General features: G+C 33.1%; 17 protein-coding genes. 5 read left to right on the top strand and 12 right to left on the bottom strand.

Annotation, left to right across the window (positions count from 1 at the left end; all coding sequences use genetic code 11):
• Positions 1-11: 11 nt before the first annotated feature.
• The 11 genes from B4I81_RS05030 to B4I81_RS04980 form a co-directional block, all read right to left on the bottom strand.
• Complete coding sequence (locus B4I81_RS05030) at positions 12-164, bottom strand: DUF4295 domain-containing protein (protein WP_014389076.1); 153 nt, start codon at positions 162-164, stop codon at positions 12-14.
• 8 nt (positions 165-172) lie between these two features.
• Positions 173-355 carry a 50S ribosomal protein L33 gene (gene rpmG, locus B4I81_RS05025; RefSeq protein ID WP_008253902.1) on the bottom strand — a complete coding sequence of 61 codons (183 nt, stop codon included), beginning with the start codon at positions 353-355 and terminating at the stop codon, positions 173-175.
• Between the two features lie 20 nt (positions 356-375).
• Entirely contained in the window at positions 376-618 is a 243-nt protein-coding gene (gene rpmB / locus B4I81_RS05020) for a 50S ribosomal protein L28 (RefSeq protein WP_008253904.1), read from the bottom strand.
• Positions 619-697: 79 nt separating this feature from the next.
• Positions 698-1,945 carry a CinA family nicotinamide mononucleotide deamidase-related protein gene (locus B4I81_RS05015; protein WP_291108366.1) on the bottom strand — a complete coding sequence of 416 codons (1,248 nt, stop codon included), beginning with the start codon at positions 1,943-1,945 and terminating at the stop codon, positions 698-700.
• Between the two features lie 42 nt (positions 1,946-1,987).
• Complete coding sequence (locus B4I81_RS05010) at positions 1,988-2,332, bottom strand: histidine kinase (RefSeq protein WP_291108364.1); 345 nt, start codon at positions 2,330-2,332, stop codon at positions 1,988-1,990.
• Positions 2,333-2,334: 2 nt separating this feature from the next.
• Positions 2,335-2,946 carry a fumarylacetoacetate hydrolase family protein gene (locus tag B4I81_RS05005; RefSeq protein WP_291108362.1) on the bottom strand — a complete coding sequence of 204 codons (612 nt, stop codon included), beginning with the start codon at positions 2,944-2,946 and terminating at the stop codon, positions 2,335-2,337.
• Between the two features lie 69 nt (positions 2,947-3,015).
• Positions 3,016-3,786 (bottom strand): 3'-5' exonuclease, encoded by a 771-nt coding sequence (locus tag B4I81_RS05000; protein WP_291108360.1) that lies wholly within the window; start codon positions 3,784-3,786, stop codon positions 3,016-3,018.
• 81 nt (positions 3,787-3,867) lie between these two features.
• Entirely contained in the window at positions 3,868-5,187 is a 1,320-nt protein-coding gene (locus B4I81_RS04995) for a dihydrolipoamide acetyltransferase family protein (RefSeq protein WP_291108358.1), read from the bottom strand.
• Between the two features lie 84 nt (positions 5,188-5,271).
• Entirely contained in the window at positions 5,272-6,390 is a 1,119-nt protein-coding gene (locus B4I81_RS04990; RefSeq protein WP_291108356.1) for a glycosyltransferase family 2 protein, read from the bottom strand.
• The gene (locus tag B4I81_RS04985; protein WP_291108354.1) at positions 6,390-6,692 is read right to left on the bottom strand and encodes a type II toxin-antitoxin system RelE/ParE family toxin; all 303 of its coding nucleotides are present in this window, start codon (positions 6,690-6,692) and stop codon (positions 6,390-6,392) included. Before B4I81_RS04985 ends, B4I81_RS04990 begins: the two co-directional genes overlap by 1 nt.
• On the bottom strand, positions 6,689-6,892 hold the full coding sequence (locus B4I81_RS04980; RefSeq protein WP_291108352.1) for a hypothetical protein: 204 nt from the start codon (positions 6,890-6,892) through the stop codon (positions 6,689-6,691). Before B4I81_RS04980 ends, B4I81_RS04985 begins: the two co-directional genes overlap by 4 nt.
• Positions 6,893-6,994: 102 nt before the next feature.
• On the opposite strand from B4I81_RS04980, the gene B4I81_RS04975 reads away from it, so the two are divergent.
• The 5 genes from B4I81_RS04975 (at position 6,995) to B4I81_RS04955 (ending at position 12,335) form a co-directional block, all read left to right on the top strand.
• The gene (locus tag B4I81_RS04975) at positions 6,995-8,857 is read left to right on the top strand and encodes an ABC-F family ATP-binding cassette domain-containing protein (RefSeq protein WP_291108350.1); all 1,863 of its coding nucleotides are present in this window, start codon (positions 6,995-6,997) and stop codon (positions 8,855-8,857) included.
• Positions 8,858-8,955: 98 nt separating this feature from the next.
• On the top strand, positions 8,956-9,783 hold the full coding sequence (locus B4I81_RS04970; RefSeq protein WP_291108348.1) for an O-methyltransferase: 828 nt from the start codon (positions 8,956-8,958) through the stop codon (positions 9,781-9,783).
• A gap of 96 nt (positions 9,784-9,879) precedes the next feature.
• A complete protein-coding gene (locus tag B4I81_RS04965; protein ID WP_291108346.1) occupies positions 9,880-10,581 on the top strand; it encodes an ABC transporter ATP-binding protein in 702 nt (233 codons plus the stop codon).
• Positions 10,582-10,680: 99 nt separating this feature from the next.
• Positions 10,681-12,078 (top strand): MATE family efflux transporter, encoded by a 1,398-nt coding sequence (locus B4I81_RS04960; RefSeq protein WP_291108344.1) that lies wholly within the window; start codon positions 10,681-10,683, stop codon positions 12,076-12,078.
• 26 nt (positions 12,079-12,104) lie between these two features.
• Positions 12,105-12,335: a hypothetical protein gene (locus B4I81_RS04955; protein ID WP_008253940.1), complete on the top strand. Its 231-nt coding sequence runs from the start codon at positions 12,105-12,107 to the stop codon at positions 12,333-12,335.
• A gap of 42 nt (positions 12,336-12,377) precedes the next feature.
• Here B4I81_RS04955 and meaB read toward each other — a convergent pair whose 3' ends face one another.
• Positions 12,378-13,469, bottom strand: a complete 1,092-nt coding sequence (gene meaB / locus B4I81_RS04950; RefSeq protein ID WP_291108340.1) for a methylmalonyl Co-A mutase-associated GTPase MeaB — start codon at positions 13,467-13,469, stop codon at positions 12,378-12,380.

The following is a 13,469-nucleotide window of genomic DNA, read 5'->3' as shown; positions in this document are numbered from 1 at the left end:
TGTAAAATGAATTATTTCTTTTTCAAGAATTCATCAACTTCCTCTGGAGTCATAACTGATTCAACGAAAGTATAAGCACCAGTTTTTGGAGACTTAACCATTTTGATAGCTTTAGTTAATCTTTTAGAAGCTGTTTGTAAAGTTGCTACGGTTTTCTTTGCCATGACTTATCTTATTTAATTTCTTTGTGAACAGTTACTCTTTTTAAGATTGGATTAAATTTTTTAATCTCTAATCTATCTGGAGTGTTTTTTTTATTTTTTGTAGTAATGTAACGAGATGTTCCAGGAACTCCTGAAGTTTTGTGCTCTGTACATTCTAAAATAACTTGGATTCTATTACCTTTCTTTGCCATTTTGATCTATGTTTTAAGGATTATACAGATTTAACAAATCCGTTAGCTTTTGCATTTTTCAATACAGCAGCAATTCCATTTTTATTAATCGTTTTTAAAGCAGCAGTTGAAATTTTCAACGTTACCCATCTATCTTCTTCAGGAATATAAAAACGTTTTTTAACTAAGTTAACAGAGAATTTTCTCTTTGTTTTATTCATAGCGTGAGAAACATTGTTTCCAACCATCGCCCTTTTACCTGTAAGTTCACAAACTCTTGACATTATTTCTAATCTTTATTTCGTTATCTAAAATCAGGGTGCAAAGAAACGAAATCCATTTCATATACACAACTATCTTTTGCTATTTTTTTAAAATTTCTTTATAAATTAATTCAAGACCTTTACCTATCGTTCTATCAATGACTTTTTCACGAGGTTGCCCAAAGTTAAATTCTTCTACAAAAACTTCATCAGGAGTAGCAATTCCTATAAAAACAGTTCCTAATTCTGCTCCACCTGATTCTTTTGTGGGTCCAGCATTTCCTGTAGTGGCGATTGCATAATCAGAATTCATCATTATTTGAATCGATTTAGCCATTTCAGAAGCTACCTCAGAACTTACTACTCCATGTTTTATAATCAAATTTTCATCTATATCTAAAACATCTATTTTAGCCTGAGTAGCATAACTCACTACACTTCCTCTAAAATATTTTGAAGCTCCAGGCACGGCTGATAAAGTTGCTGCAATTTTTCCGCCGGTACAACTTTCTACTGTTGAAATTGTTAATCTTTTTTCGGTCATTAATCTTCCTAAGACTACTTCTATTGAATCGTCTTCATTATAACCTACAATTATATCATGAATTAATAAATCGAGTTTTTCGACCTGATTTTTTATTTCAGTTTTTAAAACTTCTTCATTTGTTCCTCTTCCCGTTAAACGCAAACGAACCTTCCCTGGGCTTGGCAAATAAGCTAACTTAATGAAATCAGGTAAATTATTTTCCCATTCCTCAATTTGCTCTGCAATCATGCTTTCACCACGACCATATGTCATAATAGTCTGATGTACAATATATGGACGTTCAAACTTTTGAACCAAATTTGGAATTACCTCATTATCAATTAAATATTTCATTTCGTAAGGAACTCCCGGCAAAGAGATAAAAACCGTATTTTCTTTTTCCATCCACATCCCAGGTGCCGTTCCTACTTGATTAAAAAGTACTTTTGCTTTGGTTGGCACTAATGCTTGATCTCTATTAATTTGCGTAATTGGTCGCTTATAAATTCCTTCAATAATAGATTTTACGTGAACTAAAACCGCTTCATTTTCCACCAAAGTATCCTTAAAATAATCACAAAAAGTCTTTTTGGTAATATCATCTTTTGTTGGTCCTAATCCACCCGTTACAATAACAACTTCTACTTTATTTTGAAGCGAATGAAACGTATCTAAAATATGTTGTTTTTCATCAGAAATGGATACCATTTCATACGTTGCAATCCCTATTTTATCGAGGGCTTTTGCAATATAAGAAGAGTTTGTATCAATAATTTGGCCAATAAGAATTTCATCGCCAATTGTAACTATAGCAGCTTTCATTTTAAATATTTATAAATTGGGGAATTTTTTAAAATAAGAATCTTACAGTTTGAAATCTTTTTTAATTTCTTTAACCGCCAAATCAATTCTCTCCTTTAAGGATTTGAAAACTTCTTTAATTTCTTTTCTTTTTCCTTCAACTCTAGTCCAAGCCATTATCTGAAGGTTTTCTTCATAAGCCAAATCCATACCTAACAGATCTAAAGTAGGTTTAATTTTATGACATGAAGAATAGGTTCTTGCATAATCCTTATCATCTATTGCACATTTTATAGATTTAATTTCAGCCGGAACCTCTTCTAAAAACAAAGTAACAATCTGCAAAGCAAATTCAATATCATTTTCTGAGATTTCATACACTTTCGCTAAATTATATTGTAATGCCATAACTACCTAATTTGAATTTTAAACATCGACTTACCTTCAATAAAACCTTCTAAAACATCTCCTTCCGTTACCTTAGCAACACCTTTAGGAGTTCCTGTAAAAATTATATCTCCTATTTTTAATGTAAAATATTGAGAAATATACGAAATTAACTCGTCTATTTTCCACAACATTAAATTTGTATTGCCTTCTTGAACGATTACTCCATTTGATTTTAACTCAAAGTTAATATTTTCCAATGAAGAATAATCTTTTTTCGATGTAAAGTTTCCTATTACCGCTGAATGGTCAAATGCTTTTGCTTTTTCCCAAGGTAATCCTTTCTCCTTCAACTTACTCTGAACATCTCGGGCTGTAAAATCGATTCCTAAACCAATTTCTTCATAATATTTATGAGCAAACTTAGCATCAATATGTTTTCCTACTTTACAAATCTTAACCAAAATTTCCACTTCATGATGAATGTCATTACTAAAAGCTGGAATTACAAACGGATTTTTATTAGGTAAAATAGAAGAATCCGGTTTCATGAAGATAACCGGTTCTGTTGGTCTTTCATTGTTTAACTCCGAAATATGGTCAGCGTAATTGCGTCCAATACAGATTATTTTCATAATTCTAGTGATTAGTAAGTAGTGAAAAGTAATTAGCGACTATTCACTAATTACTTTTCACTAATCACTTTATTTAGTATTTAACTTTCTCAATTTAATTCCTGTCAAAACCTTTTTAGTATATAATGGAAAATCAGCATTTTGAATCCAACCAAAATAACCTGGTTCCTTATCAAAAACTTCTTCCACTAAAGCTCCTTTATGTTTTCCAAAGGTAAAAATTTCTTTCCCTTCATTATTTAAAGCAATAAATCCTGCAAAATCAACTGATTTTTTACGTGTTGTGAATTCAGCTAACGATTTCATATCGTTTTCTAAATTCTCGTAACGATCCAATTGCGCTTTTAAGATTTCGTAAGTTGCCATCGTATCCGCTTCAGCACTGTGAGCATTTTCTAAACTTTGTCCGCAATAGAATTTGTAAGCCGCACTTAAAGTACGTTCTTCCATTTTATGGAAAATCGTTTGAACATCAACAGAAACTCGGTTTTTCATATCAAAATCAACTTCTGCACGTAATAATTCTTCAGCTAAAAGTGGAATATCGAATCGATCCGAATTAAATCCAGCCAAATCCGAATCTTTAATCATATTATGAACTTGAGATGCTAATTCCTTAAAGGTTGGCTCGTTTGCTACTTTTTCATCCGTAATTCCGTGAACCGCTGTAGTTTGTGGCGGAATGGGAATGGTAGGATTTACCAACCAAGTTTTACTTTCTTTATTTCCGTTTGGATATACTTTAAATATTGAGATTTCTACAATTCGGTCTCTTGCTACATCAATTCCAGTAGTTTCAAGGTCGAAAAAGCAGATAGGGCGTGTTAATTTTAATTCCATAGCGATTTTATATGTGACAAAGATAGAAAAACCCGATAGCTTTTAAAACTATCGGGTTTACATTTATAAATTATTCTCAGATTAGAAATCTCTGTTTACATCAAAAGCTTCTAAATATTCAGCTACACGTTTCACAAAACTTCCTCCTAACGCCCCATCAACAACTCTATGGTCATATGAATGCGATAAGAACATTTTTTGACGGATTCCAATGAAATCACCTTCTGGAGTTTCGATAACTGCAGGCACTTTTCTGATAGCACCTAAAGCTAAAATACCTACTTGTGGTTGGTTGATAATTGGTGTTCCAAAAACAGAACCAAAAGTTCCTACGTTTGTAACTGTATAAGTACCACCTTGAGTATCGTCTGGTTTTAATTTTCCAGCTTTTGCACGGTTTCCTAAGTCGTTAACTGCTTTTGCCATCCCAACTAAGTTTAATTGGTCTGCATTTTTAATTACAGGAACAATTAAGTTTCCGTTTAGTAACGCTGCCGCCATTCCTAAGTTAATATTTTTACGCTTGATGATAAATTCACCATCAACTGAAATATTCATTCCTGGGAAATCTTTCAATGCTTTTGCTACCGCTTCCATAAAAATTGGCGTAAAAGTTAACTTCTCACCTTCTCTCTTTTCGAAAGCATTTTTAACTTTATCTCTCCATTTTACAATGTTAGTAACGTCAACTTCAATAAATGACTGAACGTGAGCCGAAGTTTGAACCGATTCTACCATGTATTTCGAAATCAACTTACGCATTCTGTCCATTTCAACAATCTCATCACCACCGTTTACAGAAACTGGAACTGTTGAAGTTTCAGGTTTCACGTTTGAAGTTGGTTTTGTTTCCAATACAGGCTGAGCACTTGCTACTGAAGACTGAACACTAGTTTGACTTCCTCTATTTTTGATATAATTTAATAAATCTTCTTTATTAACGCGGCCATCTTTACCAGAACCAGCAATAGATTCTAATTCTGCTAATGAAATTCCTTCTTCTTTCGCAATGTTTTTAACTAAAGGTGAAAAGAATTTATCTGATGCAGAAAAATCAGCTGGTGCTACAGTTTCTTTTGCTACTTCAACTGCTTTCGCAACTTCTGCAACTGCAACTGGCACTTCTGCTTTAACTTCTGGAGTTGATGCAACTGCACTACCTTCGGTTTCGATAATAGCGATTGTTTGTCCCACTTGAACTACATCATCGGTATTAAATAAAATTTCAACAAGTGTTCCTGCAACTTCTGAAGGCACTTCACTGTCTACTTTATCAGTAGCAATTTCAAGTACTGCTTCGTCCATTTCAATTTTATCACCAACTTTTTTTAACCAGTTAGTAACTGTTGCTTCTGCAACACTTTCACCCATTTTAGGTAATTTCAATTCAAACTTTGCCATATCTTTAAACTAAAGTTGTGTTTTTGTATTTGGTTTGCAAAAATACTAATTTTTCGTTCGTTTTTCCAAGAATTCAATAATTTTTTACAACAAAATTATTTGTCCTCTATCATTCGAATTATTGCTTCCAATTAGGTAATTCGAACTCGAAATATAATTCTTAAAACTTAGATTTTTACTCTTATTTAACTGCATAAAAGTAATAATTTCAGCAAAACTAAAAGTAGTCGTATCAAATATTATTTCAATGTTTTTTTGTTGCTGATTTACAAATTGATTAAAATCAGACAAATAAGTTGTTTTTTGAGGAAGATTTATTCTTAAATTCCCTTTTGAAAAAATGACGTATTCCTCAATAATTCGAACTTCATTCTTTTGTTGATTCTTCTTCAAAAGACTAAAAACAAAACTTCCCACTTGCATCATCACATCAAAAAACCATGATTTATTGAAGTGTTTTTTATAGAAAAATTGCATCGCTTCTCTGAAACGTTTCATATAGGTTCCATCGCGAACGGTACTTTCTCCTTTATAATGAATCACCGAAGTTTCATGAAAATAATAATTCGATTTTCCTGTTTTCAAAACTAAATAACTCAAATCGATATCATCCGAATACATAAAGCAATTTTCATCAAAACCACCAACTTTGAGATACAATTCGCGTTTCATCATCATAAAAGCTCCAACTAAAATATCCACTTTTCCTGATTCGTTTTCTGATAAATGTTGGGCGTAATATTTTCCGAAATAATTCGAAATTTTATACAATCCGAAAATCTTGGTAAAAGCCACCCAAGGAGTTGGAACACCACGTTTACTTTCGGGAAGAAAATTTCCAGCGCCATCGATTAATTTACAACCAATAATACCAATGTTCAGTTGCCAGTTTTTAGTGTTCAGTATTTTAGAAAACGTATCCTCCGCAACCACAGTATCTGGATTCAAAATACAAACATAATCGCCTTTCGCTTGAGCGACCCCTATATTATTTCCTTTTGGGAAACCTAAATTAGCTGCGTTTTCAATGAGTTTGATGTGCGGAAATTTGGTTTTCATCATCTCACAACTATCATCTGACGAAGCATTATCAATGATAATAATCTCACCATCAATGTCTTCCAATGCTTTTTGAACACTGAGCACACATTGCTCTAAAAAATAGCGCACATTATAGTTGAGAATGATTACGGATAGTTGCATTATAAAAGTGAAATTAAATCTTGGGGATTTTTCAAATTATTCCAAAACAATAACAACTCAATTATATTTGAATCTTTATCTATTTTGTAAAATAATGTCGTTTGTTTAGATATTGACAAAGAATAAAAATCATTATAACTTATTTTACCAATTAATGGATTTAAAACTATTCTTTCTATTTCTTCAACAACAAGCTTTTCGAACTTAACAACTTCTTTTGAATTCCATTTGAGATAAATAAAATCAATTTCCTCATGATATGAATTTTTAGCAGTTGAAGTCCATATTACTTTAAAATTCATTTCAAAAATGGATATTTTTCTTTAGTCATTCGCATAACCTCTTCGTGTGTGAATGTCTTTCCTTCTTCAATTTCTTTGATGGATTTTTCAAGTAATTGAACCAAAACAGGATGTAATTCTTCGGAAGTAGCCTCACTCTTTGCGGTTACTTCGTAAGCTTCTATTGGTTCTTCTATTTTATTTTTCTTTTTGGAAGTCATAAAATGCATTTTCACAAAGTTAAGAAATAATCTATAATCTTTAATTACAATAAACTATTTTTGCACTTCTAAATTCTAACTTCAGAATTCTAAATTATAAGAATGAATTACCTATCAGTCGAAAATATCTCAAAATCTTATGGCGAACGTGTTTTGTTTGACAACGTTTCGTTTGGAATTAACAAAGATCAAAAAATAGCTTTTATCGCTAAAAACGGTTCGGGAAAGACCACCATTATGAACATGATTAATGGTTTGGACGAGCCCGATACTGGTCAAGTTATTATTCGAAAAGAGATTAACATGGCATTTTTGTCGCAAAACAATAATTTGCAAGATGAATTAACCATTGAAGAAAATATTTTTGCTTCGGATAATGAAATTCTGAAAGTAATTGAACGCTACGAAAAAGCTTTAGAAAACCCGAATGACGAAGAAGCTTATCAAAGAGCTTTTGATGATATGGACCGCCATAACGCTTGGGATTTTGAAACGCAATTCAAGCAAATTTTGTACAAACTGAAGTTGGAAGACTTGAAAATGAAAGTCAAAAACATGTCGGGTGGACAAAAAAAGCGTTTGTCATTAGCGATTATTTTGATTAGCAAACCCGATTTATTAATTTTAGACGAGCCAACCAATCACTTAGATTTAGAGATGATTGAATGGTTAGAAGATTATTTTGCTAAAGAAAACATCACTTTGTTTATGGTTACGCACGACCGTTTCTTTTTAGAACGTGTTTGTAATGAAATCATCGAATTAGATAACGGAAAAATATACCAATACAAAGGGAATTATTCCTATTATTTAGCCAAAAAAGAAGAACGTTTGGCTTCAGAAAATGCTACTATAGACAAAGCGCAAAACTTATTCGTAAAGGAATTGGCTTGGATGCGTCGTCAACCAAAAGCAAGAACTACCAAATCGAAATCGCGTCAAGATGATTTTTATAAAATCAAAGCAGTTGCCGAAAGTCGCAGAAAAGAAAATGTTGTAGAGCTCGAAATCAACATGGAGCGCATGGGAAGCAAGATTATAGAAATGGTAAAAGTGCATAAAAAATTCCCTGACAGAACCATTTTAAACGAATTTTCCTATTCTTTTCAACGTGGTGAACGCATTGGAATAATTGGTAAAAACGGAACAGGAAAATCGACTTTCTTGAACATTTTAACCCAAACCATGCAACCTGATTCGGGTAAAGTAATTATTGGTGACACGATTAAAATTGGCTATTACACCCAAAGTGGAATCAATCCAAAACCAGGTCAAAAAGTTATCGATATCATCAAAGAATATGGCGAATATATTCCGTTGACGAAAGGGAAAATCATTTCGGCTTCACAATTATTGGAACGCTTTTTATTTGATGCCAAAAAACAATACGATTACGTTGAAAAATTAAGTGGTGGCGAATTGAAACGTTTGTATTTATGTACGGTTTTAATTCAAAATCCCAATTTCTTGATTTTGGATGAGCCAACAAATGATTTGGATATTGTAACTTTAAATGTATTAGAAAGTTTTCTTTTAGATTATCCAGGCTGTTTGTTAGTGGTGAGTCACGATAGATATTTCATGGATAAAATCGTAGATCACTTATTTGTTTTTAGAGGTGAAGGTGAAATTGAAGATTTCCCAGGAAATTACTCGGATTTTAGAGCGTATGAAGATTCGGCTGAACCTAAAGTTTTGAATTCGGTAAGTACTGAAAAAACAAATTGGAAAGAAAAGCAAACGGCTTCAACTGGTTTGAGTTTCAATGAACAAAAGGAATTCAATAAAATTGAAAAAGAAATCAAAGATTTAGAATACAATAAAAAACAAATCGAACAAGAATTCGCCGACGGAAAAGTTTCAGATGATAAAATTGAAGCCAAAGCAAACGAATTACAAAAAATCATCAAATCTTTAGAAGAAAAAGAAGAGCGCTGGTTTGAACTATCGAGTAAAATGGAGTAAAGTTTCACAATGTAACACTAAGTTTAACACAAAGTGTCACTAAGTTTTTTTTCTTATAATTCCTTTGTGTAGCTTTGTGCCAAACTTTGTGAAACTTCGTGTTACAACAAATAAAATCATACCTAAAATTCCTTCTTAATTCCAAAAACGAACATGGAGTGCATTCGCCATTTGTGTTTGATTTGGTTACGAAATGTTTTTATGATACTACCAAATATCCAGAATACGAAGTATTAAAATCGTATCGAAAATCGCTTTTAGAAAATAAAAACACAATTGAAGTTACCGATTTTGGTGCAGGTTCAAGAGTTTTTAAATCGAATACAAGAGAAATTTCAAAAATTGCACAAACTGCTGGAATTACTCCAAAAAATGCAGAATTTCTTTTTAGAATCGTTCGCTATTTTCAACCAAAAAGCATTTTAGAAATTGGAACTTCTTTAGGATTAGCGACTTCTGCACTTTCATTGGGAAATAAAAATTCGGACATTATCACTTTAGAAGGTTGTCCGAATACGCAAAAGCAAGCACAAATTCAATTACAAGGGCAAAATTCAAATTTTCAAAACGTTGAATTTGTCAATACAGAATTTTCAAGCTATTTCAAAACCCTTAACCTTTCACCCATCACCCATCACCTAATTTATTTCGATGGCAACCATTCCAAAAAAGCGACTTTAGATTATTTTGAGGCTTTACTCCCAACGATTTCAAATGATTCCGTTTGGATATTCGATGACATCCATTGGTCATCTGATATGGAAGAAGCTTGGGAAATCATAAAAAACCATCCAAAAGTTTCCGTTACGATTGATACTTTTCAATGGGGAATTGTGTTTTTTAGAGCTGAACAAGAAAAAGAACATTTCATCATCAATTCGAGTAAAACCATAAGTTCTCACTTGTTTGAAAGAATTCGTTTTTAGTTGTAACAAATTCCTTTCTTTTTCTACTTATAATAGTGTTATATCAATAATATTGTCATCTCGAGCGAAGTCGAGAGGCTAAATTCTAATTTCATTATGGCAAATCCGTTAATTAAAATAACCAATATCAAAAGAGATTTCCCTTTAGGAAACGAAATCGTGTATGTTTTAAAAGGCATCGATTTAGAAATCAATAAAGGCGAATATGTAGCTTTAATGGGACCTTCTGGTTCTGGAAAATCCACTTTGATGAATATTTTAGGTTGTTTAGACACGCCAACTTCTGGAACTTATGTTTTGAACGGAAAACATGTAAGTGAAATGCAAGACGATGAATTGGCAGGAATTCGTAATAAAGAAATTGGATTCGTTTTTCAAACATTCAACTTAATGCCTAGAACAACGGCTTTGGATAATGTGGCTTTACCAATGGTATACGCGGGTCATTCTAAATCGGAACGTGTGGAACGCGCTACTGAAGTACTGACACAAGTTGGTTTGAACGATAGAATGGATCACAAACCAAATCAGTTATCGGGTGGTCAACGTCAGCGTGTAGCGGTGGCAAGAGCTTTGGTAAACAAACCTTCTATCATTTTAGCCGATGAGCCTACCGGAAACTTAGACAGTAAAACTTCGGTGGAAATTATGAATTTATTCAACGAAATTCACGCCAATGGAAACACTGTAATCTTGGTAACGCATGAAGAAGATATTGCAGCCTACGCACACAGAATCATTCGTTTACGTGACGGACTTATTGAAAGTGACACGATGAATCCTAATATTAAAAAGTAAGTTAAAAACATAACTTTTAAACCTGTCTCGATTTACATCCTGACAGGTTTTTTCTTGAAATCCTTTTCAAATTATTACCTTTGCCACAAAATTGCCAAAATGACTTTTTCCGACTACTCTAAAGAATTTTCACAAAACTTAAAACTCGCCTACCCTATTATTTTAGGAATGTTAGGTCATACCGTTGTTGGAATTGTGGATAATATCATGGTGGGAAAATTAGGCCCAACCGAATTAGCAGCTGTGTCATTAGGAAACAGTTTTGTGTTCATTGCGATGTCTTTGGGAATTGGATTTTCAACTGCTATCACACCTTTAGTTGCCGAATCTGATGGAAAAAATGATGTAGCTGGTGGTCGTTCTGCGTTTCATCATGGGTTGTATTTGTGTACGATTTTAGGTGTCGCTTTATTTACCTTGATTTTCTTTTCGAAACCTCTTATTGCATACATGGGGCAACCCGAAGCTGTAGTAGAAATGGCAAAACCCTATCTTGATATCGTTGGTTTTTCGTTAATTCCGCTAATTATGTACCAAGCGTACAAACAATTTGCTGATGGATTGAGCGAAACAAAATATTCAATGTGGGCAACCATTATTGGAAATATTACCAACGTTACATTAAACTATTTTTTAATCTATGGAATTTGGATTTTTCCACAATTAGGTATCGTTGGAGCAGCCATTGGAACTATTGCTTCTCGATTTGTGATGTTAGGTTTTATGCACTACATGATGAATTTAAAACCGAAATTCCATCCCTATTTTAAAGGATTTAGCTTAAAAGAAATTAAGAAAGAAGTCAACCAAAAAATCATTAAAATTGGAATGCCTTCTGCCATGCAAATGTTTTTTGAAGTCGCTTTATTTACTGGAGCCATTTGGTTATGTGGAATGATTGGAACAACAAGTCAGGCAGCGAATCAAATTGCGTTGAGTTTGGCTTCGTTAACCTTCATGTTTGCCATGGGATTGAGCGTTACAGCTATGATTCGTATTGGAAACCAAAAAGGATTAAATGATTATGTTACCTTACGAAAAGTAGCAATTTCCATCTTCTTACTAACGGTAATTATCGAAGTGGTTTTCGCCTTATTATTTGTGTTATTACACACAAGTTTACCCTATATTTTCGTAGATATCAATGATGTGAAAAACCTAACCGAAAACTTAGAAGTAATCGCAATTTCGGCTAACTTACTTTTAGTAGCGGCTGTTTTTCAAATTTCAGATGGTTTACAAGTGGTGGTTTTAGGAGCGCTTCGTGGTTTGCAAGATGCGAAAATCCCGATGTATATTACGTTTGTAGCCTATTGGGTAATTGGATTTCCAATCTCAATATATTTAGGATTAGAAACCGAATTAAAAGCCATTGGTGTTTGGATTGGACTTTTAGCTGGATTAACAGCAGCCGCGATATTTTTGTATATTCGCTTTAATTACTTAACGAAAAAACTAGTTCAAGGGCAAACTCAAGAACAAGTTCAATTACAATAATAAAAAGAAATTTAAAACATAAAAACATGAACTTACCAAAATTTGTTATCGGAGACAATACCGATTTTCCAGAAGATATTTTCGTAATCCATTTAGAATATCCAAGATTCGTAATCAATTTAAAAGATGACGAAGTAGAATTTTTAGAAGACATCGAAGAAGAAGATGAAAAAGAATTAGAATCAGAAATGGAACATTTAATTACCATTGCTGGTGAATTCTACGATAGAGAAATTGAAAGATACGAGCAAGAATAATCTTTGATTATGATTCCGTAGAAACAAGTCGCGACTTGATCCCTACCTGTCATTATTAAAATACCGTTCCAACAAATTCATAGCCGCTGCAAAAGGTGAAATTTCATTGTTTTGCACGGCTTTTTTATTTTCTTCTAATAATTGAATGATATTCGGATGATTATAAAAATGTGATTTCAATTGTTCATTAATCGTTTCCATCATCCAAAATTGGTTTTGATTTTGACGTTTTTCTTCGAAATAATGATTTGCTTTTACCAATTCAAAATATTCGGAAATAATGTCCCAAATCGCATCAATTCCTGTTTTCTCATAAGCACTACAAGTCGTCACTTTCGGAATCCAACCTGAAGATTTGGCTGGAAATAAATGTAAGGCTCTATTAAATTCGGTTTTCGCTAATTTGGCTTTCGCAACATTATCGCCATCGGCTTTATTGATTACGATTGTATCCGCCATTTCCATGATACCGCGTTTAATACCTTGTAATTCATCGCCAGCACCTGAAATTTTCAACAATAAAAAGAAATCTACCATACTGTGAACAGCAGTTTCGCTTTGCCCTACTCCAACGGTTTCAATAATAATCGTATCAAAACCACAAGCTTCACACAAAATAATAGTTTCACGCGTTTTTCTAGCAACGCCACCTAACGTGTCACCTGAAGCACTTGGTCGAATATAAGCGTTTTCATCTTTTACCAATTCTTCCATTCGGGTTTTATCGCCCAAAATACTTCCGTGACTAATAGACGAACTTGGGTCAACCGCTAACACGGCTACTTTTTTCCCGATAGAAGTTAAATATTTTCCAAAAGCTTCAATAAACGTACTTTTTCCAACACCTGGAACACCTGTAATTCCAATTCGAACGGAGTTATTAGCATGTGGCAAACATCCTTTTATGACTTCATTCGCTTTCGCTAAATGTTCAGGATTTGTGCTTTCAACTAAAGTAATGGCACGACTCAAAGCGGTTTTATCACCTTTTAAAATTCCAGATATCAGTTCATCAGCCGAAGGTTGTTTTCTTCGAAATTGTTGAATTTGATGTGCCACAACACTACTCAATGTTTCAGGTTGTTCCACGCCGTGAATTTCTGAAAGTGCCGATTTTTTATTAGGTGTTTTCAA

Source organism: Flavobacterium sp. UBA6195 (genome assembly GCF_002422095.1).
Taxonomy (GTDB): domain Bacteria; phylum Bacteroidota; class Bacteroidia; order Flavobacteriales; family Flavobacteriaceae; genus Flavobacterium.
The sequence above is the reverse complement of the archived record's forward strand: the minus strand, read 5'-3'. Positions and strand labels throughout refer to the sequence as shown.

Bases quoted from the DNA above. Each gene is read 5' to 3' on its own strand.
- B4I81_RS04985 (WP_291108354.1), bottom strand. From the start codon at position 6,692: ATGAATTTTAAAGTAATATGGACTTCAACTGCTAAAAATTCATATCAT.
- B4I81_RS04995 (WP_291108358.1), bottom strand. From the start codon at position 5,187: ATGGCAAAGTTTGAATTGAAATTACCTAAAATGGGTGAAAGTGTTGCA.
- B4I81_RS05000 (WP_291108360.1), bottom strand. From the start codon at position 3,786: ATGGAATTAAAATTAACACGCCCTATCTGCTTTTTCGACCTTGAAACT.
- B4I81_RS05005 (WP_291108362.1), bottom strand. From the start codon at position 2,946: ATGAAAATAATCTGTATTGGACGCAATTACGCTGACCATATTTCGGAG.
- B4I81_RS04955 (WP_008253940.1), top strand. From the start codon at position 12,105: ATGAACTTACCAAAATTTGTTATCGGAGACAATACCGATTTTCCAGAA.
- B4I81_RS05015 (WP_291108366.1), bottom strand. From the start codon at position 1,945: ATGAAAGCTGCTATAGTTACAATTGGCGATGAAATTCTTATTGGCCAA.
- rpmG (WP_008253902.1), bottom strand. From the start codon at position 355: ATGGCAAAGAAAGGTAATAGAATCCAAGTTATTTTAGAATGTACAGAG.
- B4I81_RS04980 (WP_291108352.1), bottom strand. From the start codon at position 6,892: ATGACTTCCAAAAAGAAAAATAAAATAGAAGAACCAATAGAAGCTTAC.
- B4I81_RS04975 (WP_291108350.1), top strand. From the start codon at position 6,995: ATGAATTACCTATCAGTCGAAAATATCTCAAAATCTTATGGCGAACGT.
- B4I81_RS04965 (WP_291108346.1), top strand. From the start codon at position 9,880: ATGGCAAATCCGTTAATTAAAATAACCAATATCAAAAGAGATTTCCCT.
- B4I81_RS04990 (WP_291108356.1), bottom strand. From the start codon at position 6,390: ATGCAACTATCCGTAATCATTCTCAACTATAATGTGCGCTATTTTTTA.
- B4I81_RS05030 (WP_014389076.1), bottom strand. From the start codon at position 164: ATGGCAAAGAAAACCGTAGCAACTTTACAAACAGCTTCTAAAAGATTA.
- B4I81_RS05010 (WP_291108364.1), bottom strand. From the start codon at position 2,332: ATGGCATTACAATATAATTTAGCGAAAGTGTATGAAATCTCAGAAAAT.
- B4I81_RS04960 (WP_291108344.1), top strand. From the start codon at position 10,681: ATGACTTTTTCCGACTACTCTAAAGAATTTTCACAAAACTTAAAACTC.
- rpmB (WP_008253904.1), bottom strand. From the start codon at position 618: ATGTCAAGAGTTTGTGAACTTACAGGTAAAAGGGCGATGGTTGGAAAC.